19 protein-coding genes are annotated in these 21,737 nt (G+C 59.2%); 4 read left to right on the top strand and 15 right to left on the bottom strand.

The window, feature by feature from the left end; all coding sequences use genetic code 11:
- The first annotated feature begins 5 nt into the window (after positions 1-5).
- Complete coding sequence (gene fabB / locus JFU57_RS16625) at positions 6-1,226, top strand: beta-ketoacyl-ACP synthase I (RefSeq protein ID WP_020299208.1); 1,221 nt, start codon at positions 6-8, stop codon at positions 1,224-1,226.
- A gap of 85 nt (positions 1,227-1,311) precedes the next feature.
- Here fabB and JFU57_RS16620 read toward each other — a convergent pair whose 3' ends face one another.
- The 3 genes from JFU57_RS16620 to JFU57_RS16610 all read right to left on the bottom strand — a co-directional run bounded on the left by JFU57_RS16620 (position 1,312) and on the right by JFU57_RS16610 (position 4,652).
- A complete protein-coding gene (locus JFU57_RS16620) occupies positions 1,312-2,874 on the bottom strand; it encodes a methyl-accepting chemotaxis protein (protein ID WP_443217343.1) in 1,563 nt (520 codons plus the stop codon).
- A gap of 200 nt (positions 2,875-3,074) precedes the next feature.
- On the bottom strand, positions 3,075-3,539 hold the full coding sequence (locus JFU57_RS16615) for a DUF3859 domain-containing protein (protein WP_020299210.1): 465 nt from the start codon (positions 3,537-3,539) through the stop codon (positions 3,075-3,077).
- Between the two features lie 105 nt (positions 3,540-3,644).
- A complete protein-coding gene (locus JFU57_RS16610; RefSeq protein ID WP_201130079.1) occupies positions 3,645-4,652 on the bottom strand; it encodes an amidohydrolase family protein in 1,008 nt (335 codons plus the stop codon).
- A 146-nt stretch (positions 4,653-4,798) separates the two neighbouring features.
- Here JFU57_RS16610 and JFU57_RS16605 point away from each other — a divergent pair, with 146 nt between their 5' ends.
- Positions 4,799-5,215 carry an OsmC family protein gene (locus tag JFU57_RS16605; RefSeq protein WP_201130078.1) on the top strand — a complete coding sequence of 139 codons (417 nt, stop codon included), beginning with the start codon at positions 4,799-4,801 and terminating at the stop codon, positions 5,213-5,215.
- 62 nt (positions 5,216-5,277) lie between these two features.
- Complete coding sequence (locus tag JFU57_RS16600; protein WP_201130077.1) at positions 5,278-6,150, top strand: pirin family protein; 873 nt, start codon at positions 5,278-5,280, stop codon at positions 6,148-6,150.
- Between the two features lie 98 nt (positions 6,151-6,248).
- Here JFU57_RS16600 and JFU57_RS16595 read toward each other — a convergent pair whose 3' ends face one another.
- The 4 genes from JFU57_RS16595 to JFU57_RS16580 all read right to left on the bottom strand — a co-directional run bounded on the left by JFU57_RS16595 (position 6,249) and on the right by JFU57_RS16580 (position 9,966).
- A complete protein-coding gene (locus tag JFU57_RS16595) occupies positions 6,249-6,977 on the bottom strand; it encodes a dienelactone hydrolase family protein (protein WP_078471036.1) in 729 nt (242 codons plus the stop codon).
- A 70-nt stretch (positions 6,978-7,047) separates the two neighbouring features.
- Entirely contained in the window at positions 7,048-8,952 is a 1,905-nt protein-coding gene (gene htpG, locus JFU57_RS16590) for a molecular chaperone HtpG (protein WP_201130076.1), read from the bottom strand.
- Between the two features lie 88 nt (positions 8,953-9,040).
- Positions 9,041-9,493: a PaaI family thioesterase gene (locus JFU57_RS16585; RefSeq protein WP_201130075.1), complete on the bottom strand. Its 453-nt coding sequence runs from the start codon at positions 9,491-9,493 to the stop codon at positions 9,041-9,043.
- The gene (locus JFU57_RS16580; RefSeq protein WP_201130074.1) at positions 9,490-9,966 is read right to left on the bottom strand and encodes a PaaI family thioesterase; all 477 of its coding nucleotides are present in this window, start codon (positions 9,964-9,966) and stop codon (positions 9,490-9,492) included. Before JFU57_RS16580 ends, JFU57_RS16585 begins: the two co-directional genes overlap by 4 nt.
- Positions 9,967-10,124: 158 nt before the next feature.
- Here JFU57_RS16580 and JFU57_RS16575 point away from each other — a divergent pair, with 158 nt between their 5' ends.
- The gene (locus JFU57_RS16575; RefSeq protein ID WP_078471034.1) at positions 10,125-10,376 is read left to right on the top strand and encodes a hypothetical protein; all 252 of its coding nucleotides are present in this window, start codon (positions 10,125-10,127) and stop codon (positions 10,374-10,376) included.
- Between the two features lie 178 nt (positions 10,377-10,554).
- Here JFU57_RS16575 and JFU57_RS16570 read toward each other — a convergent pair whose 3' ends face one another.
- The 8 genes from JFU57_RS16570 to JFU57_RS16535 all read right to left on the bottom strand — a co-directional run bounded on the left by JFU57_RS16570 (position 10,555) and on the right by JFU57_RS16535 (position 21,553).
- The gene (locus JFU57_RS16570; protein WP_201130073.1) at positions 10,555-11,013 is read right to left on the bottom strand and encodes a hypothetical protein; all 459 of its coding nucleotides are present in this window, start codon (positions 11,011-11,013) and stop codon (positions 10,555-10,557) included.
- Between the two features lie 37 nt (positions 11,014-11,050).
- Positions 11,051-11,788, bottom strand: a complete 738-nt coding sequence (locus tag JFU57_RS16565) for a DUF599 domain-containing protein (RefSeq protein WP_020299220.1) — start codon at positions 11,786-11,788, stop codon at positions 11,051-11,053.
- A 176-nt stretch (positions 11,789-11,964) separates the two neighbouring features.
- Positions 11,965-13,278, bottom strand: coding sequence for a branched-chain amino acid transport system II carrier protein (gene brnQ / locus JFU57_RS16560; RefSeq protein WP_078471032.1), 1,314 nt, complete (start codon positions 13,276-13,278; stop codon positions 11,965-11,967).
- 362 nt (positions 13,279-13,640) lie between these two features.
- A complete protein-coding gene (gene sucD, locus JFU57_RS16555) occupies positions 13,641-14,522 on the bottom strand; it encodes a succinate--CoA ligase subunit alpha (RefSeq protein WP_020299222.1) in 882 nt (293 codons plus the stop codon).
- Positions 14,522-15,688, bottom strand: coding sequence for an ADP-forming succinate--CoA ligase subunit beta (gene sucC / locus JFU57_RS16550; RefSeq protein WP_020299223.1), 1,167 nt, complete (start codon positions 15,686-15,688; stop codon positions 14,522-14,524). Before sucC ends, sucD begins: the two co-directional genes overlap by 1 nt.
- A 225-nt stretch (positions 15,689-15,913) precedes the next feature.
- On the bottom strand, positions 15,914-17,350 hold the full coding sequence (gene lpdA, locus JFU57_RS16545) for a dihydrolipoyl dehydrogenase (protein ID WP_078471031.1): 1,437 nt from the start codon (positions 17,348-17,350) through the stop codon (positions 15,914-15,916).
- A 103-nt stretch (positions 17,351-17,453) separates the two neighbouring features.
- A complete protein-coding gene (gene odhB / locus JFU57_RS16540) occupies positions 17,454-18,677 on the bottom strand; it encodes a 2-oxoglutarate dehydrogenase complex dihydrolipoyllysine-residue succinyltransferase (RefSeq protein ID WP_201130072.1) in 1,224 nt (407 codons plus the stop codon).
- A 44-nt stretch (positions 18,678-18,721) separates the two neighbouring features.
- A complete protein-coding gene (locus JFU57_RS16535) occupies positions 18,722-21,553 on the bottom strand; it encodes a 2-oxoglutarate dehydrogenase E1 component (protein WP_078471029.1) in 2,832 nt (943 codons plus the stop codon).
- Between the last annotated feature and the right edge of the window lie 184 nt (positions 21,554-21,737).

The raw sequence follows: 21,737 nt of genomic DNA, 5'->3' as shown, positions 1-21,737 counted from the left end.
TCCGCATGCGCCGCGTCGTTATCACAGGTCTTGGCATTGTTTCGTGCCTGGGCAATGACAAAGAGACCGTCTCCGCTAACCTGCGTGCAAGTCGCCCTGGCATCCGTTTCAACCCGGAATATGCCGAGATGGGTCTGCGTAGCCAGGTTTCCGGCTCCATTGACCTGCCCCTCGAAGAACTGATCGATCGCAAGATTTATCGCTTCGTCGGCCACGCGGCGGCTTACGCCTACCTGGCCATGAAAGACGCCATCACCGATTCCGGCCTGACCGAAGAGCAGGTTTCCAACCCGCGTACCGGCCTGATCGCCGGTTCCGGTGGCGCGTCGACCCTGAACCAGATGGAAGCGCTGGACATCCTGCGCGAGAAAGGCGTCAAGCGCGTCGGCCCATACCGCGTTACGCGGACCATGAGCAGCACCGTTTCCGCCTGCCTGGCCACGCCGTTCAAGATCAAGGGCCTGAACTACTCCATCGCATCTGCCTGCGCCACCAGTGCTCACTGCATCGGTACCGCCATGGAACAGATCCAGATGGGCAAGCAGGACATCGTGTTTGCCGGCGGCGGTGAAGAAGAACATTGGAGCCAATCGTTCCTGTTCGACGCCATGGGCGCCCTGTCGAGCCAGTACAACGAAACGCCGGAAAAAGCCTCCCGCGCCTACGACGCCAAGCGTGACGGTTTCGTCATTGCCGGCGGCGGCGGCATGGTCGTGGTCGAGGAGCTGGAGCACGCTCTGGCTCGCGGCGCGAAGATCTACGCTGAAATCGTGGGCTACGGCGCAACGTCCGATGGCTACGACATGGTCGCTCCAAGCGGCGAAGGCGCCATCCGCTGCATGCAGATGGCCATGTCCACCGTTGACGCACCGATCGACTACCTGAACACCCACGGCACCTCGACTCCAGTCGGCGACGTTGCCGAAATGAAGGGCGTGCGTGAAGTGTTCGGCGACAAGGCTCCGGCCATCAGCTCCACCAAGAGCCTGTCCGGTCACTCCCTGGGCGCCGCCGGCGTTCATGAAGCGATCTACTGCATGCTGATGATGGAAGGCAACTTCATGGCCGGCTCGGCCAACATCGACGAACTGGATCCGGAAGTGGCCGATATGCCGATCCTGACCAAGACTCGCGAAAACGCCACCATCAACACCGTGATGAGCAACAGCTTCGGCTTCGGTGGCACCAACGCCACCCTGGTCCTGAAACGCTGGCAGGGCAAGTAAGCCCCGCAGCTTGGCACCATGAAAAAGCCCCGACTGGTTCGGGGCTTTTTTATGCCTGGGACAATGGCCTTTCCAGGCCGACCACCTATACCGAGAAGCGCGCCACCATGCTGTTGAGGTCCACCGCCAGGCGCGACAGCTCCTGGCTCGCGGCACTGGTCTGGTTGGCTCCGGCCGACGTCTGCAACGCCAGGTCACGGATGTTCATCAGATTGCGGTCGACTTCCCGTGCCACAGCCGCCTGCTCCTCCGATGCGCTGGCGATCACGATATTGCGCTCATTGATCAGGGTGAACGCCGAGGCGATCTCCTCCAGCGCCGTGCCAGCGGCCTTGGCCACCTCCAGGGTTGAACGGGCACGGGTGTTGCTGTGCTGCATGGAACTGACAGCCTGGTCGGTGCCCTGCTGAATACCGCCAATCATCTGCTCGATTTCCTGGGTCGACTGCTGGGTGCGATGGGCCAGGGCCCGCACCTCATCGGCCACCACCGCAAAACCGCGCCCGGCATCGCCAGCGCGCGCCGCCTCGATAGCCGCATTGAGTGCCAGCAGGTTGGTTTGCTCGGCGATCGAACGAATCACATCCAGCACCTTGCTGATGCCGTAGACCTTCTGCGCCAGATCTTCAACTTGTGAAGCGTTGGCGGTCACATCGTCGGCCAGGGCCTCGATCGACAGCACCGTCTGATGCACCTGCTCGCGACCGTGCTGGGCAATCCGATCCGATTCCCGCGATGCCTCGGACGTGGCCACGGCATTGCTTGCCACCTCCTCCACCGCTGCCGTCATCTGGTTGACCGCCGTCGCCGCCTGCTCGATCTCCAGGCTCTGCTGGTGCAGACCACGGGTCGCGTCCTCGGTCACGCAACTGAGTTCTTCCGAGGCGGACGCCAACTGGCTGGAAGAGTCGGAAATCCGGCGGATGGTCTCGCGCAGGTTGTGCTGCATGGTCTTGAGTGCCTGCAGCAGGCGCGCCGGCTCGTCCTTGCCGCTGATCGTGATATCTCCGGTAAGGTCGCCGCCCGCCACCACTTCGGCAACATTCAGCGATTGCGAGAGCGGCAGCACAATACTGCGGGTCAGCAGTAGCGCCAGGGCGATGGTCACCAGCCCAGTCACCAGGATCATGCCGATCACCCACACCCGGGAGTTGCTGAATACCGTGCGTGCCAGTTCAGTGGCCTGGCTGGCGTTCAGCTTGTTCAAGGCCATCAGCTCGTTCAGGGTCAGGGTCATGTCGTCGGCCAGCTGACTCATCTCGCCATTGACCACCGCCACCGCGTCCTCGACCCGGCCCTGACCGGAGAACGCCATGACCTGGCTCTGGTGCTCAAGGTATTGGCGCTCGATCTGTTTGAAGCGGTCGAACAGCACGCGCTCCGCGGGCAATACGATCAGCGCTTCATAGCGGTCCTGGGCAATGCTCAGGCCGCGCTTGATGTCATTGAGTTTGCCCTCGTTCTGGGCCAGGGCCTGGGGATTGCGATTGACCAGCAAGCGCATGGTCAGGGCCCGCAGGCGCAATAGATCCTGATTCATCTCGCCAACCGACATAACGCTGGGAAGCCAGTTGTTGTCGACCTCATCGGATTGCTGGCGCATGTTCGACATCTGCATCAGGGCGAACATCCCCAGGCCGAACACCATCAGCGCCAGCAAGCCAAAACCAAGGCCTGCACGCGGCGCGATATTGAGACTTCTGATACTCATCCTCTGGTTCCTTCCAAGAGCGCTGCATCCGCCATGCAGCTGGCTGCTTTAGAAGGTATCGGCCCTTGGAAATTTTGCGTAAGACAAAAACGTGATATCAAAACGCCCTAGCACTTCCATACCAGGGCTCAATCGATTCAGCGTACGGTAAAACGCTGCTGCGCCAACAAACGATCGCCCTGGAACACCATGAAATGCCATTCGCCTGGTATCACTTCATGGCTTTCGGTGAATTCGTAGGCCATCACATCCTGCGGTGCTCCGGGTACCAGCTTCTGGGTGACTTCGAACTTGTCATGGCGCAGGCCGTCAGGGGTGCGGATCCCTGGCGTGAGGTAAAGCAGGGTCAGCGGCACGTCATCGGCCACTTTGCCCACCAGCGAATAACGCAGGCCGAACTTGCTGCCCAACTTGGCCGGGACCACTTCGGTCTGCTGGATTTTCTCATTGCTGCGGCGCAGCACGCGCTCGCCCGACTGCAACTCGGCCTTGGGCCCGCTGAACACGCCATATTCCACCGGGCCTTCGACACGGACTTCGGCACTGGCCAGGCCACTGAGCATCATCAGCGCGGCCAACGCGCTAAAACGGGTGAGGTGCATATCGCGCTCCTTGATTGAGATGGCGCGAGCCTATGACGCAGGCATGACAGGCTGATGACAGTCTGAGGCGCGCCTGGCGCACTCGCTCCCCCCAGGCACCGGCGCTCAGCGCGCCACGGTGCGGGGCAATATCGCCAGAAAGTTGTCCCGCGCCACCTTGTGCGCCACCTCCGGCGGCAAGGCATCGAGAAACGGCTCGAAACTGCGCAACTCCCGGCCCAGCTTGTTGAAACGCCCGACCACATCGGACCCCAGCATGAAGCGCTCCGGAAAGCGCTGGACCAGCGCCAGCCATTCAGGGCGGGGCTTGCCCTTGTCATCCAGCAGATAAGGCGTGAGCACGCTCCAGGACAGGTCCACGTACAGGTTGGGGTAGGCCTCGAGCATTCGCGCCAGGGTCGGCAGCAGAAAATCCAGCTGCACCTGGTGCCGATGGATCTCCGCGCTGGTGCCGGCATGGGCCCAGATAAAGCGCGTGTGCGGATGGTTGCGCAGCGGCTCTTCGATCTCCGCCAGATACAGCGGGTTGCGCTCGCGCTTGGAGGTGATGTTGGAATGCAGCATCACCGGCAGATCGTTTTCCGCCGCCAGATGATAGATGCGGGTCATGGCTTCGTTATTGGCACGCGGCGTATCGCCGGAGGTCAGTGCGGTCAGATCGTCGTGGCGAGTGAAGACCTCGCCGATGCCCTGCCACAGGCCCGGGTTGAGATCGAGCATGCGCTGGATATGGGCCGCGGAGTTTTTATCATTGGGATTGAAACCCGCAAGAAACGGATGAAAGTGCTGGCGCTGCTCGGGCGTCAGCTTGTTGACCGCCGCCGCGACAATCACGTCAGTGGCGCTGTACCAGTAGGCATCGGCGTCATCGCCGGCGTAATAGCGCGGGCGCTTGGGTTCATCCTCATGCCATTTCTTGGCCACCGGAATCCCGGAAATCATCACGTGCTCGATGCGATTGTCGGCCATGGACTTGAGCAGCTTGTCCATGCCCGCCGTTTCCTGGAAAAAGTCCACGTAATGCAGGTGCGCATCGCTGTAGGCGTAGTCCCGGGCCTGGGTCAGGGCCGCGGGCAGCAGCAACAACAGGGCAGTCAGATGAGTCCAGTGCACGGGGTAATCTCCAGTCGTTCCGAGCAGGATAGACCCGTCCCGAGGCGCTGCGGTTCATAAAAAGGGGAACGCACCGGCAGCGTAATGCTCTATAACTTCAGCACCTTTGAAGCCTGTCCGAGTTTCATCACTGCCTGAGGTTTGCCATGACCATTACCGTCAATACCGAGTCCAGCGAAGGTTTTCGCCACAGCATCCAGATCGATGACCATGAACTGTTTACCGACCTGCCCAAGACCCTGGGCGGCGAAGGTTCGGCTCCTGACCCGCACGACTACTTCGACGCGGCGCTGGGCGCCTGCAAAGCCCTGACCCTGAAGCTGTACGCCCACAAGAAGGGCATCCCGCTGACCGGGGTCACGGTGGAGGTCAAGCACGACAGCAGCCAGGAGCAAAAAGGCAAATATGCGCTGCACGTCAAACTGACCCTCAAGGGCGTGCTGACCGACGCCCAGCGCGACGAATTGCACCAGGTGGCGGATCGCTGCCCGGTGCATAAATTGATGACCACGACCGAGGTCAGCATCGAGACCCACCTTTCCGAAGGCGCCTTCAGCCAGTAGCGGCGCGGGCATCAGCGGCGGGTTATGCTTTCGGGCATGACCCGCCCTGCCTGGAATGTCCCATGCCCACATCAATCGTGATCCGTCCCCGCGCCGAGGACGTCGAAGGCCAACCCATCCTGCGCCCCCTACCCTCGGCACAATGCCGCAGCGTCGGGCCTTTCGTATTCTTCGACCATATGCTGAGCACCGCCTACCCGGCCGGCAGCGGCATGAATATCCGCCAGCACCCCCATATCGGCCTGTCCACCCTCACCTACCTGTTCGAAGGCCAGATCCAGCACAAGGACAGCCTCGGCTCAGACCAACTCGTCAACCCGGGGGACGTCAGTTGGATGACCGCCGGCAGCGCCATCGCCCACATCGAGCGCACGCCTGAAGCCTTGAAACAGAGCGGCTTCCGTCTGCATGGGCTGCAAGTCTGGCTGGCTTCGCCCAAGGACCATGAGCAGGGCCCCGGGCACTACAGCCATCACCCGGCCGCCAGCCTGCCGGTCAGTGAGGTGCTGGGGGTGAAGATCCGCATGATTGCCGGCAGCGGTTTTTGCCTGGAGTCCCCGGTGCCGGTGCTCTCCCCGACCTTGTATGCCGAGGTGCAGCTGCAGACGGCAACCAGCCTGCTGATCCCGGCCGAACATCAGGAACGCGCGCTATATGTGCTGGATGGCGATGCCGAACTGGATGGCGAAGCGGTGCAGCCCCACACGCTGATCGTGCTTGAACCCGGGCAAAGCGCGACGCTCTGCGCCCAGAGTGACTGTCATGGGGTGATTCTGGGTGGCGCGCCGCTGGACGGGCCGAGACGCATCAACTGGAACTTCGTTGCCAGCGACCCGGCACGCATCGATGAAGCTCGCCGACGCTGGGCGGCCGGCGACTGGCCGCAGGTACCGGGAGAAAGCGAGCGCATCGAATTGCCGCCGAGCAGGCGCTGATCCTCCTCAATTCGCCGGCAACCCAGGATGGCAAGGGCGCCCCCCGGGCAAAAAAGCCGAAGCCGGCAAACCGATGGCTTGCCGGCGCCCGCTCCGGGTCAGGCCTTGAACACCTCATCCAGCAGGTTATGCATTGAGGTGAAGGCGCGGCTGGCGGTCTTGGCGTCGTACATCATCTTGCCCGGCACGTTGGCGTGCGGATCGGTGAAGGAATGCACCGCGCCACCGTAACTGAGCAATTGCCAATCGACGCCTGCTGCATCCATTTCCGCCTCGAAGGCCGGCAGTTGCTCCTTCGGCACCAGCGGATCGGCGGCGCCATGCAGCACCAGCACCGAACCCTTGATGTTGTTGGCGTCTGCCGGGTTCGGCGTATCCAGGGTGCCGTGGAACGAAACCGCGGCCTTCAGGGGCGCACCGGTACGGGCCAGTTCCAGCGAGCAGCAGCCACCAAAACAGAAACCAAAGGTCGCCAGCCTGGAGCTGTCCACCGCCGCCTCGCCCTGGCTCTGCAAGGCTTCAAAGGCGGCCTGCATGCGCTTGCGCAACAGGGCGCGGTCATTCTTCAGCGGCATCATTGCGGCACCGGCTTCGTCAGCGTTGCTCGGCCGTACTGTCTGCCCGTACAAGTCGGCCACCAGCACCACGTAGCCCTTGGCGGCCACCGCTTCGGCGATCTGCTCGGCACCGGCGCTGACGCCCATCCAGTTCGGCGCCATCAACAGGCCCGGCCGCGCGCCCTTATGGCTGGCGTCGAATGCCAGGCGGCTTTCATAAGACTGGCCATCGACCTGATAGACCACGGAACGCAGAGTGACTTGGCTCATTAATCATGTTCTCCAGCTGAGAGGACGAGAATGAAAAAACCCGCCGAAGCGGGTTTTTCTTGCAACGCAGTTAAACCGACAGTTCAACCAACAGCTTGTTCAGTCGACGGACATAGGCCGCCGGATCCTTCAGGCTGTCGCCGGCAGCCAGGGCCGCCTGGTCGAAGAGGATGTGCGACAAGTCGCCAAAACGCTCTTCGCTCTGCTCGCCGTCGAGTTTCTCGATCAGCGGGTGAGCCGGGTTGAACTCGAAGATCGGCTTGGAATCCGGAACCTTCTGACCGCTGGCTTCGAGGATCTGCCGCATCTGCAGGCCCAGGTCCTGCTCGCCGATGGCCAGGATCGCCGGGGAATCGGTCAGGCGGTGGGAAACCCGGACTTCGCTGACGGCATCGCCCAGCGCAGTCTTGATACGCTCGACCAGGCCTTCTTTGGCCTTGGCCACTTCTTCGGCTTCTTTCTTCTCTTCTTCGGAATCCAGGTTGCCCAGGTCCAGGTCGCCACGTGCCACGTCGACAAAGCTCTTGCCGTCGAAGTCGTTGAGGTAGCTCATCAGCCACTCGTCGATGCGGTCGGTCAGCAGCAGCACTTCGATGCCTTTCTTGCGGAAGACTTCCAGGTGCGGGCTGTTCTTGACCTGTGCGTAAGTCTCGCCGGTCAGGTAATAGATCTTGTCCTGACCTTCCTTGGCGCGAGCCAGGTATTCGGCCAGGGACACCACTTGTTCCCCTTCTTCACCCTGGGTGGAGGCGAAGCGCAGCAGGCCGGCGATTTTTTCCTTGTTGGCGAAATCTTCAGCCGGGCCTTCTTTCATCACCTGGCCGAAGTTTTTCCAGAAGCCCTTGTATTGCTCAGGCTCGTTCTTCGCCAGTTTTTCCAGCATGTCCAGCACGCGCTTGGTCAGTGCGGACTTCATGGAGTCAATGATCGGATCTTTCTGCAGGATTTCCCGCGACACGTTCAGCGACAGGTCGTTGGAGTCGACCACGCCCTTGATGAAGCGCAGGTACAGCGGCAGGAAGGATTCCGCCTGGTCCATGACGAACACACGCTGCACGTACAGCTTCAGGCCTTTCGGCGCTTCACGCTGATACAGATCGAACGGAGCGCGGGCCGGTACGTAGAGCAGCGAGCTGTATTCCAGCTTGCCTTCGACCTTGTTGTGGCTCCAGCTCAGCGGGTTCTCGTAGTCGTGGGCGATATGCTTGTAGAACTCCTGGTATTCCTCGTCCTTCACCTCGGTGCGAGGACGGGTCCACAGGGCGCTGGCGCGGTTGACCACTTCCCATTCCTGGACAGGCTTGTCTTCGCCTTCGGCAGCTGCCTGTTCTTTCGGCAGTTCGATCGGCAGCGCGATATGGTCGGAGTATTTCTTGATGATGTTGCGCAGGCGGTAACCATCGGCGAATTCATCTTCACCGGATTTCAGGTGCAGCACGATGCGGGTACCACGGTCGGCCTTGTCGATGGTGGCGATTTCGAATTCGCCCTCACCCTTGGACGACCAGTGCACACCTTCGCTGGCGTCAAGGCCGGCGCGACGGCTGAACACTTCAACTTTGTCGGCGACGATGAAGGCCGAGTAGAAGCCCACACCGAATTGACCGATCAGGTGCGAATCTTTTTTCTGGTCGCCCGACAGGTTCTTCATGAAGTCTGCGGTGCCGGACTTGGCGATGGTGCCAAGATGGGTGATCGCGTCTTCACGGCTCATGCCGATGCCGTTGTCTTCGAGGGTGACGGTCTTGGCGTCTTTATCGAAGCTCACACGGATCTTCAGCTCCGAGCCACCTTCCAGCAACTCGGGCTTGGACAGGGCTTCAAAGCGCAATTTGTCGACTGCGTCAGAGGCGTTCGAGATCAATTCGCGAAGGAAAATTTCCTTGTTGGAATACAGCGAATGGATCATGAGGTGCAGCAGTTGCTTCACCTCGGTCTGGAAGCCCAGGGTTTCTTTTTGAGTTTCCACACTCATGGTCATCAAACTCCAATCAGATGGCATAAGCCGTGCCTACGGGGCTAACGGCGGGATGTCATCAAAGTTGGGGGCTGTGGCCGGGATTTCAAGGGCTGGGGCTTTCTTCGATCTTGAAATGTGCCCGCGCCGTGGCGATAGGCTCTGCCTGGGTGCTTTGCCAGGCGGTTATCGCGACGTTGGCCACCCGTCGGCCTTGGCGGCACACCTGGCATTTGGCGTAGGTATCACGAAATTGCCCGGTCCGCAGGTAGTCTAGGGAGAAGTCGATAATCTTCGGCACCCCGGGCGAGCCGGTGAAAATCAACAGGTGCAGGGCAGCGGCCAACTCCATGAAACCCGCAATCACTCCGCCATGGATCGCCGGCAGCAAGGGGTTGCCGATGTTGTCTTTGTTGGCCGGCAGGCGAAACAGCAATTCATCGCCCAGGCGCGAACACTCGATGCCGATCAGTTTGGCGTAGGGAATCAGGTGCAGCAGCGATGCATAGTCGCCCTGCTCATGGGCGGTTTGCAGTTGTTCCTTGAAGTCGTCGCTCATGCAACACCGTCCTTGATCGCGCTGGTGAAGCCCCTGGTTCCCTTGAGCCCCTTGCCCATGCGCATGAAGGTGCCGACAGCATGGGCGACCGGTTGTTCGGGATCGTCCTGATAGGCAAAACCGCGGGTGAAGATCACATCACGGGTAACCCGGTAGCACTGGGCGAAGCCATACACCGGCTTGTGCGGCTCGGCTGGGTGCATGTAATCGACGCGCAGGTCGAGGGTCGGGCAGACTTCGAACTCCGGCAGCACACAGAGGATGGCCATGCCGCAGGCGGTATCCATCAATGAGGTCAGCGCGCCACCGTGAATGACCCCGGTTTGCGGGTTGCCGACAATTTGCGGGCTGTATGGCAGGGTCACGGTAATGCCGTCCGTCGAGGCGCTGTGCACGCACATCCCCAGGACCTGACAGTGTCGCAACGCTGAAAGAAATCGCGTCGCACGCTCAAAAATGGGGTTTTGCGCCATGGGCTGAACTCTCTTTTAATGTCGAAACTTGGCAATGGGTGGGGGCTGTAAAAGTTCCCTGCGCTGATCACTTAATATATCTGTGAATCTCAAGGAACTTAACCTGTTGGGGTGTGCTCGAAAGGCCAGAAGATATCTTCACTAAGGAGAAACACCCCATGCGTAAGACTTTAGCTATTGCCTTGATGTTGACCGCTACCCTCGGTCTCGCTGCCTGCGATAAAAAATCCGAGGACAAAGCTCAAGATGCCAACCAACATGCTGAGCAAGCTCAACAGAAAATGAACGAAGCTCAGAATAAGGTGAACGAGGCGGCAAAAGAAAACGCCGAAGCTGCCAAAGATCAGGCTGAATCGAATAAGGCTGCTGCTCAAGAAGCCGCTCCGGAAGCTGCACCTAAAACCAACTAATACGGTTTTAGAGCAACAAAAAAACCCGCTTAGTGCGGGTTTTTTTATGGGCTAAGTTATTCAGTTGCGCCACTGCAAAGACTGCTTGATTGCAAGTTGATACAGCGATGACTATGCCCATCGACAACACCAGTAAAACGATTCAGTCACCAGATCCAACAACTAATGGCGGCCAGGCCTATCGCGGAACAAATACCTCATCGGCCTGGGGTTCGACCTGCAACGGAACATCCACCGTGGAATGCTCGGCAACCTTGTAAGTTAAGTGGCTGCCAGCCGGGAGCATGCGCACAGGAAACTCATAACGCCTGTCGAAGAGCACTTCCCAATGCCTGGCCTGGTAACCCGGAGCCTCAATGCTCACGAAACACGGCCGCTTGTTGTCCAGTGGCGAGCGCCCTGCCAGGAAGTTCACCACCTCCCAATCGGTTTTCTCGGCGACATGAAAAGCGCCGTCATCGCCCGTCACCCGCCTGACCCCGCAAAAGTTCACCTGCGCCTGGGCGATGGGCTCAGCCGTCAAGGCGTCCACCACCACGGCGGAACCTTCACCATTGAGGTACAAGGTCTGAACTCGGCATCCCGGCAACACCAGCACACATAAAAGCAGCAGCTTGAAGGTACTCGACTGCGTCATCGGCAACATCCTGTTTAGCTGAATATGAAAAAGCCCGTCAGCCTGCGTCCTTGGCGGACTCCGCAAGCGGCGCCTCGGTCGGGGTATAGACCATAACGTCGAGCACATCGGAATGAAACTCGCGCCGATAGAGCACAAACACCACCCCGGCACTCATCAGCATGAACAACCAGGGGCTGACGAACCAGGCCAGCATGGTCATGCCGAAGTAATAGGAACGCAGGCCGAAGTTGAACTGGTTGGCAGCCATGGAGATCACCCGCGCAGCCCGCGAGGCGAATGCCTTGCGCTCCTGCTCGGAGACATGCCGCTCGCCGATCATCGGGGCCGAGCCCACCAGGATCGCGGCAAAGTTGTATTGGCGCATGCACCAACTGAAGGTGAAGAAGGCATAGACAAACACCAGTGCCAGGCACAGCAACTTGATTTCCGACATGCCCTGGGACGCCTGCTGGACCATGGGAATGTCCGCCAGCAGCGACACTGCACGCTCGGACGCGCCCAGCACAGTGAGGATACCCGCCAGGATAATCAGGGTGCTGGAAGCAAAGAACGAGGCATTACGCTCCAGGTTGCCGATCACGCTGGCATCGGCGATGCGGTTGTCACGCAGCAGCATCCGACGCATCCAGTCTTCGCGGTACAAATGCAGCACGCTGGCCAGGCACGCTGTATCGCGCCCCTTCCAGGTGGCGTAGCGGGTGTAGCCGCCCCAGCAGATGGCAAACCACAGGGCCGCAAGAATATGGATCAGGTTGGCTTGAACAAACGACATGCATTTCCCTACAAGAGCGTTGGCAGAAGGTAAGAACAGACCCGAACTGCTTCGACGCTGCACCTGAGAAAAAGACACCCTGCGCCGCCCATAAAAAATGCCCCGCATCGATGGATGCGGGGCATGTTCATTCCTGCGCCGGGGTCGCTCGTGGCAACCCAGCCATCAAGGAGGTATCAGGCCAGGGCGTCGCTGCGCTTACCCAGCAGGCGATCGCACAAGAAGGCGAACACCAGGACGCTGAATGCAGGCACCAGCCATGCCAGGCCTTGTGCGCTCAGCGGCATGTCGGACAACGCCGGCGGGATCTTGTGCGCCCAAGGCGTGCCCTTGAGCGCGTCAATCACGCCAACCACAAACGCCACCAGCATCACCGGCCCGACAATACGCCGCTCCTCATACCAGAAGTCCTTGCAGAAGCTCAGGGCCACGAGAACGATGCACGGCGGGTAGATCGCGGTCAGCACCGGAATCGAGAACGCAATCAGCTTGGTCAGGCCCAGGTTGGACACCACCAGCGAGAACAGCGCGAGGATCACCACCAGGGTCTTGTAGGAAAGCGGCAGGATCCGGCTGAAGTACTCGGCGCAGGCGCAGGTCAGGCCGACCGCAGTTACCAGGCACGCCAGGGAGATCAACACGGCAAGGAAACCGCTGCCCAGGGAGCCAAAGGTGTGCTGCACATAAGCGTGCAATACCGCGGCGCCGTTGCTGGCACCCGCCGCTACTTCATGGCTGCCCGCACCCAGGCGGAACAGGCTGATGTACACCAATGCCAGACCCACCCCGGCGATCAGGCCGGCGATGATCGCGTAGCGGGTAATCAGCCGTGGTGACTCAATACCGCGAGAACGGATGGCGTTGACGATAACGATGCCGAACACCAGTGCACCCAGGGTATCCATGGTCAGGTAGCCATTGACGAAGCCTTGAGAGAACGGCGCGGCAACGTACTCCGGGGTAGCAACCCCGATATCACCGGCTGGCAAGGCAAACGCAGCGATACCCAGTACCGCCAGGGCGATGATTTTCAACGGCGCCAGGAAGCGCCCGACGGTATCCAGCAAGCGACCTGGGTAGAGGGAGACGAAAAACACCAGGAGGAAATACACCGAACTGTAGAGGAACAACGCCAGCGGGCTTTCACCCGTCAATGGCGCCAGGCCCACTTCAAAGGACACGGTGGCGGTCCGCGGCGTCGCGAACAACGGCCCTACCGCCAGATAAGCCGATGCCGCCAGCAGGCCACCGGCGATCTTGCCGATCGGGCTGCTCAGCGCATCCATCGCACCGCCGACCTTGGCCAGGGCTACGACTGTGACCACCGGCAGACCGACTGCCGTGATCAGGAAACCCAGCGCCGCCATCCAGACATGAGGTCCGGACTGCAAACCGACGATAGGCGGGAAGATGATGTTGCCAGCCCCGACGAACAGGGCGAACGTCATAAAACCAAGTGCCAGAATGTCCTGGCCTTTCAACACTTTCATTAAGGAAATACCACACTACTGAATCGGAATTTAGAGAGGGATTTCCCTTATGGGTGAGGGAAATGCTGTCAGTCCGTATAAGACTGACCCGTTTAGCGCGCAGCATCCTTATGGGACGCAGACGCAAAAAGAGGCGGCTAGATTACAGATTTCACAAGACAAGCGCACCGTTAGAGGGCGAACTATCTGATAAGCGACATTTGCGTGTCGCGTTTTTGAAAGAAAAGCAGCCATAAGCGGCAAACGACGGCCTTGGGCTTCAAGCTTGAAGCTACAAACTTGCCGCTTGTAGCGGCCCCTAAAACAACAAAAGCCACCCAAAGGTGGCTTTTGTCGTTAGGGGTTTCAGCTAAGCGCGAGGCTTACTTGATAGCCCAACCGGTCAGCTCGGACAGAGCCTTGCCGATGTCTGCCAGCGAACGCACGGTTTTCACGCCTGCGTCTTCCAGGGCAGCAAACTTCTCGTCTGCAGTACCCTTGCCGCCGGAGATGATTGCGCCAGCATGGCCCATGCGCTTGCCCGCAGGGGCAGTCACACCAGCGATGTAGGAAACAACCGGCTTGGTCACGTTGGCCTTGATGTAGGCAGCGGCTTCTTCTTCAGCCGAACCGCCGATCTCGCCGATCATGACGATCGCTTCGGTCTTCGGGTCTTCCTGGAACAGCTTCAGGATGTCGATGAAGTTCGAGCCTGGGATCGGGTCACCGCCGATGCCGACGCAAGTCGACTGACCGAAACCGGCGTCAGTGGTCTGCTTCACAGCTTCGTAGGTCAGGGTGCCGGAACGGGAAACGATACCGACCTTGCCTGGCAAGTGAATGTGACCTGGCATGATGCCGATCTTGCATTCGCCTGGAGTGATCACGCCTGGGCAGTTAGGACCGATCAGGACTACGCCCAGCTCGTCGCACTTGACCTTGGCATCCAGCATATCCAGGGTAGGAATGCCTTCAGTGATGCAAACGATCAGCTTGATGCCGCCGAATGCTGCTTCCAGGATGGAGTCCTTGCAGAAAGGAGCTGGAACGTAGATCACGCTGGCGGTGGCGCCAGTGGCAGCTACAGCGTCTTTCACGGTGTTGAACACTGGCAGACCCAGGTGCTCGGTGCCGCCTTTACCAGGCGTTACACCACCCACCATCTTGGTGCCGTATTCCAGAGCTTGCTGGGTGTGGAAACTACCTTGCGAACCGGTAATACCCTGGCAGATAACTTTGGTGTCTTTATTGATCAGGACGCTCATTATTTGCCCTCCGCAGCTTTGACAACTTGTTGAGCAGCGTCGGTCAGGCTGGTAGCAGCGATAATGTTCAAGCCGCTTTCTGCCAGTACTTTAGCGCCCAGTTCAGCGTTGTTACCTTCAAGGCGAACAACAACCGGGATTTTCACGCCGACTTCTTTCACTGCACCGATGATGCCTTCGGCAATCATGTCGCAACGAACGATGCCGCCGAAGATGTTGACCAATACTGCAGCGACGTTGGTGTCGGACAGGATGATCTTGAACGCTTCGGTAACGCGTTCCTTGGTAGCGCCACCACCTACGTCGAGGAAGTTGGCTGGTTTGCCGCCATGCAGGTTGACGATGTCCATGGTACCCATGGCCAGGCCAGCACCGTTGACCATGCAACCGATGTTGCCTTCCAGGGCTACGTAGTTCAGTTCGAACTTGGCAGCGTGCGCCTCGCGCGGATCGTCTTGCGACGGATCGTGGAAAGTCTTCAGCTTAGGCTGACGGTACATGGCGTTGGCGTCGATGTTGATCTTGGCATCGAGGCAATGCAGATCGCCGTCAGCCTTGATCACCAGCGGGTTCACTTCCAGCAGAGCCAGATCGTGGTCCTGGAACAGCTTGGCCAGGCCTACGAAAATCTTGGCGAACTGAGTGACTTGCTTGCCTTCCAGGCCCAGCTGGAATGCCAGCTCGCGACCCTGGAATGGCTGAGCGCCAACCAGTGGATCGATAGTGGCCTTGAGGATTTTCTCAGGGGTATCGTGAGCGATTTTCTCGATGTCCACGCCACCTTCGGTGGAAGCCATGAACACGATGCGACGGCTCGAACGGTCAACGACAGCGCCCAGGTACAGCTCTTTAGCGATATCAGTGCACGATTCAACCAGGATCTTGGTGACTGGCTGACCATTGGCGTCAGTCTGGTAAGTCACCAGACGCTTGCCCAACCACTGTTGAGCGAATGCTTTAGCGTCTTCTTTGCTGCGAACCAGCTTAACGCCGCCCGCTTTACCGCGACCGCCTGCGTGAACCTGGGCTTTGACAACCCACTCGGTGCCGCCGATCTTGTCGCAAGCTTCTGCTGCTGCTTCGGGGGTGTCTACCGCGTAACCTTTGGATACTGGCAGGCCGTACTCAGCGAACAGCTGCTTACCCTGATACTCGTGAAGATTCATGCTTTTTACCGTCTTCGTTAGGTACTGCGCATTCGGCGCTGCACTGTTGATAAGTGCCGCGCCACCTGTGACCGCTACTCACCGGACATCTCCAGCCCTGAACCCGGAGCCGTGGCTCTGGTACAGCGCTGAAGCGATCCCATGAGGTCGAGTCCAGCGGATGTTCCGCGGTGAGTCTTGCTCGCAAGGCTCACGACGGGCAATCCGCCGTGGTTTCTTATTGTCTTAACGCTTTTTGCGGTTGGCGATGTGGATGGCGCCGCCATTCACTGCCAATGCTGCTTCGTGCAGGGCTTCGGACAGGGTCGGATGGGAGAAAACCATCATGCCCAGGTCTTCGGCACTGGTGCCGAATTCCATGCCGATTGCACCTTGCTGAACCAGTTCCGCAGCGCTTGGGCCAATCACATGGACGCCCAATACGCGATCAGTCTTGGCATCGGCGATCACTTTGACGAAACCGCCGGTGTCGTTGGCGGCCATGGCACGGCCACTGGCTGCAAACGGGAAGGTGCCGACGTTAACTTCAACGCCTTCAGCTTTCAAGGCCTGCTCGGTTTTACCGACCCACGCGATTTCCGGGTGAGTATAAATAACCGAAGGGATCAGGTCATAGTTCATCTGAGCCTTGTGACCCTTGATGCGCTCGACAACCATGATGCCCTCTTCCGAGGCCTTGTGAGCCAGCATCATGCCGCGAACCACGTCACCGATGGCGTAAACGCCCGGTACGGTAGTGGCGCAGTGATCATCAACGTGCACGAAACCGCGCTCGTCGAGGGTCACGCCGCAATCAGCAGCCAGCAGATCGGTGGTCACCGGACGGCGACCAACGGCTACGATCAGCTTGTCGAAAGTAATGGTCTGCTCGCCATTGGCGTCGGTGTAAGTCACTACGACTTCTTCGCCATTGACCTTGGAACCGGTAACGCGAGCACCCAGCTTGATGTCCAGACCTTGTTTGGTCAGGGTTTTCAGCGCTTCCTTGGAAACGGCAGCGTCTGCAGCCATCAGGAAGGTATCCAGGGCTTCCAGAACGGTCACCTGGGCACCCAGGCGCGACCATACCGAACCCAGTTCCAGGCCGATGACGCCAGCGCCGATCACGCCCAGACGTTTTGGTACAGCTTGGAATTCCAGAGCGCCGGTGGAATCGACGATCACGTTCTGATCGACTGGGGCCGGTGGAATGTCGATTGGACGCGAACCTGGAGCCAGGATCACGTTTTCGGCTTCGATCACTTCAACCGAACCGTCAGGCTTGGTCACTTCGACTTTCTTGCCAGCCAGCAACTTGCCGTGACCCTGGATAGAGGTCACGCCGTTGGCTTTGAACAGGGTGGCAACGCCGGAAGTCAGGCCTTTGACGATGTTGGCCTTGCGGCCGACCATCGCCGATACGTCCATGGTCACGCCAGCGTGATTGATACCGTGGATCGCGAAACCGTCTTGGGCTTCGTGGAATTTCCAGGAGCTGTCCAGCAGCGCCTTGGAAGGAATGCAGCCTACGTTCAAGCAAGTACCGCCGAGGGCCAGCTTGCCTTCTTTGTCGGTGTATTTCTCGATGCAGGCAGTGCTGAGGCCCAGCTGTGCAGCCTTGATCGCGGCTACGTAGCCACCAGGGCCCGCACCAATAACTACAACGTCAAATTTCTGTGTCATAAAAGGTTCCCTTTTAGCAACAAGCTACAAGCCGCAAGCTGCAAGTTCGAAGCCCAGCAGCTCTTGAGCTTGAGGCTTGCCACTTGCAGCTTGCCGCTGCTTTTTAGATATCCAGCAGCAGACGAGCCGGGTCTTCCAGCAGGTTTTTGATGGTAACCAGGAAAGTCACAGCTTCTTTACCATCGATCAGGCGGTGATCGTAGGACAGTGCCAGGTACATCATCGGACGGATAACGACCTGACCGTTGATCGCCATAGGACGCTGCAGAATGTTGTGCATGCCCAGGATGGCCGCTTGCGGCGGGTTGACGATCGGGGTCGACATCATGGAACCGAAAGTACCACCGTTGGTGATAGTGAAGGTACCGCCAGTCATCTCTTCCATCGACAGCTTGCCGTCGCGGGCTTTCTTGCCGAAGGTGGCGATGCCGCCTTCGATTTCAGCCAGGCTCATCAGTTCGGCGTTACGCAGAACCGGCACTACCAGGCCACGGTCGCTGGACACGGCAACACCGACGTCGGCGTAGCCGTGGTAAACGATGTCCGCGCCATCGATCGAGGCGTTGACTGCCGGGAAACGCTTCAGCGCTTCGGTAGCCGCTTTCACGAAGAACGACATGAAGCCCAGGCGTACGCCGTTGTGGGACTTCTCGAACAGGTCCTTGTACTTCGAACGCAGGGCCATGACTTCAGTCATGTCGACTTCGTTGAAAGTGGTCAGCATCGCCATGTTCGATTGAGCTTCAACCAGACGCTCGGCAACCTTGGCCCGCAGACGGGTCATCGGTACGCGCTTCTCGACGCGATCACCGGCAGCGAATACCGGGGCAGCGGCAGCAGGAGCAGCAGCCTTGGCAGGAGCGGCAGCCGGAGCGGCTTTCTTGGCGGCAACAGCAGCTACCACGTCTTCCTTGGTCACACGGCCGCCTTTGCCAGTGCCGGCAACGGAGGTGATGTTGATACCGTTTTCTTCAGCCAGCTTGCGCGCGGCTGGAGCAGCAACAGGATCGTCTTCGCCAGCAGCGGCTGGAGCAGCGGCCTGTGCGGCAGCAGGTGCAGCAGCAGCGGCCGGAGCGGCGGCGGCAGCGCCACCTTCCACGATGGAGCCCAGGACTTCGTCGGACAGAACGGTGTCGCCTTCGTTCTTGACGATAGCGCCCAGCACGCCGTCAGCAGTGGCCAACACTTCCAGTACGACTTTGTCAGTTTCGATATCGACGATCAGGTCGTCACGCTTGACAGCATCGCCCGGTTGTTTGTGCCAGGTGGCAACGGTGCCATCGGCAACCGATTCCGGGAAAGTGGGGGCTTTGATCTCGATAGCCATTATCTGTGGTTCCTTAAAATTCGGTTTCAGTCAGCGCGAAGGCGTTAAACAGTAAAGGCATCTTGCAGCAGTTTTGCCTGCTGCTCAGCGTGCATCGATGCATAACCACAAGCAGGTGCAGCAGAAGCGTCACGGCCCGCGTACTCGAGTACGAGCGACTTGTTGTGACCGCTGATGATGCGACGCATGTGATGCTGGCTGCAGTACCAGGCACCCTGATTCATCGGCTCTTCCTGACACCAAACGATGTGTTTGAGGTTGGAGTAAGGAGCCAGGACTTCAATCAAGTCGTCCTCAGGGAATGGGTACAGCTGCTCAAGACGCACGATAGCGATGTCGTCACGACCTTCGGCACGGCGTTTTTCCAGCAGGTCGTAATAGACCTTGCCGCTCGCCAGTACGATGCGACCGACCTTTTTCGGGTCCTGGGCATCGATTTCCGGAATAACGGTCTGGAACGAACCTTCCGCCAGATCTTCCAGGGTCGAGATGGCCAATTTATGACGCAACAGCGACTTCGGAGTCAGGACTACCAACGGCTTGCGCAGTGGGCGAATGACCTGGCGACGCAGCAGGTGGTAGATCTGAGCTGGGGTCGTCGGTACGCACACCTGAATGTTGTGCTCGGCGCACAGCTGCAGGTAACGCTCCAGACGAGCCGAGGAGTGCTCCGGCCCCTGCCCTTCATAACCGTGCGGCAGCAGCATGGTCAGACCGCAGAGACGGCCCCACTTGTGCTCGCCACTGGTGATGAACTGGTCGATAACCACCTGGGCACCGTTGGCGAAATCGCCGAACTGAGCTTCCCAGATAACCAGGGCATTTGGCGTGGTGGTCGAGTAACCATACTCGAACGCCAATACAGCTTCTTCGGACAGGAACGAATCGTACAGGTCGAAACGTGGCTGGCCTTCGTACAGATGCTGCAACGGGATGTAGGTGCCCGCGTCTTTCTGGTTGTGCAAGACCGCATGGCGGTGCGAGAACGTACCGCGGCCGATGTCCTGGCCGGTCATGCGAATCGGGTGACCTTCGAACGCCAGGGTCGCGTACGCCATGGTTTCGGCATAACCCCAGTTGATCGGCAGGCCGCCGGCTTGCATTTTCTGACGGTCTTCGTAGATCTTCGCAACCTGACGCTGAACCACGAAGCCTTCCGGAATTTCCAGCAGCTTGGCAGACAGCTCTTGCAGGGTCTTGAGATCGAACGTGGTGTCGTGACGCGCGGTCCAGGCGTGGCCCAGGTATGGACGCCAGTCGACGAACAGCTCCTTGTTCGGCTCTTTGACCAGGCTTTTTACAACATGCAGGCCGTTGTCCAGCGCGTTGCGGTATTCATCGATCTTGGCCTGAACACGGGCATCATCCACCACACCGGCCTGAGTCAGGCGTTCGGCATACAGCTCACGGGTAGTGCGCTGCTTGGCGATTTGCTGGTACATCAGCGGCTGGGTGCCGCTCGGCTCATCCGCTTCGTTGTGACCGCGGCGACGGTAGCAGACGAGGTCGATCACGACATCGCGCTTGTACTGCATGCGGTAATCGATGGCCAACTGGGTCACGAACAATACGGCTTCCGGATCATCACCATTCACATGGAGGATCGGCGCCTGGATCATTTTCGCAACGTCGGTAGCGTACTCGGTGGAACGCGAGTCCAGCGGGTTGCTGATGGTGAAGCCAACCTGGTTGTTGATCACCAGGTGGATCGTACCGCCAGTCTTGAAGCCGCGAGTCTGCGACATCTGGAAGGTTTCCATGACCACGCCCTGACCTGCGAATGCAGCGTCACCGTGGATGGAAATCGGCAGGACCTTGTCGCCATTGGCGTCGTTACGACGATCCTGACGAGCACGTACCGAACCTTCGACCACCGGGGAAACGATTTCCAGGTGGGACGGGTTGAAAGCCATGGCCAGGTGAACTTCACCGCCGGCAGTCATGACGTTGGACGAGAAGCCCTGGTGGTATTTGACGTCACCGGACCCCAGCTCGACCTTCTTCTTGCCTTCGAACTCGTCGAACAGCTCACGCGGGTTCTTGCCAAAGGTGTTGACCAACACGTTCAGGCGACCACGGTGGGCCATGCCGATGACGATTTCCTTGGTGCCGTAGGAACCGGAACGCTGGATCAGCTCGTCGAGCAACGGAATCAGGCTCTCGCCGCCTTCCAGGCCGAAACGCTTGGTACCCGGGTATTTGGTACCCAGGTATTTTTCCAGGCCTTCAGCTGCAGTTACGCGCTCAAGCAGGTGGCCCTTGATATCGGCGGAGTACGTTGGGCGACCACGCACGCTTTCCAGACGCTGCTGGAACCAGTGGCGCTGCTCGGTATCGACGATATGGGTAAATTCAGCGCCGATGGTGCGGCAATATGTCTGCTGCAACGCTTCGTGAATTTCGCGTAGGCTCGCTTCCTCTTTGCCGATGAACAGGTCGCCGGCACGGAAGGTCGTATCAAGATCGGCATTGGTCAAGCCGTAATGATTGATCGACAGGTCTGCAGGTGCAGGACGCTGCCACAGCCCCAGCGGGTCAAGCTGGGCTGCTTGGTGGCCCCGCATACGGTAGGCCTGGATCAATCGCAGCACTTCAACTTGCTTCTTCTCGTGCTCACTGCTCACGCTACCGGCGGATACCGGTTGAGCGCGGCGCTGGTTCTTTGCCAGCAAGACGAAATGATCGCGGATTGTCGAGTGCGAAACATCGATGGCAGTGCTGCCTTCGGTAGGCAACTTCTGAAAGTAAGTGCGCCACTCTTCTGGCACAGCGTTAGGGTCGTGCAGGTAGAGCTCGTAGAGCTCTTCCACATAGGCAGCGTTACTACCGGATAGGTAGGCGCTGTTCCACATGCGCTGCATCACGCTTTCTTGCATGCTTGGTCACCCTCGGTTAGGGGAACACCACCGGCGAAGACACCGAGCAAACTTGCAGAAGTCCGAGTGCAGCGACCAAAACAAGCCACTTAGGATCACGCTGATAGTCCGGGTACCAGCCCGGATGCCCCTGCTTGTCTCATTTCTTCAAAATATAGAGCGGCAGCTTTGTGAGCTGCTACTC

Source organism: Pseudomonas sp. TH07 (assembly GCF_016651285.1).
Lineage (GTDB): Bacteria > Pseudomonadota > Gammaproteobacteria > Pseudomonadales > Pseudomonadaceae > Aquipseudomonas.
The sequence above is the reverse complement of the archived record's forward strand: the minus strand, read 5'-3'. Positions and strand labels throughout refer to the sequence as shown.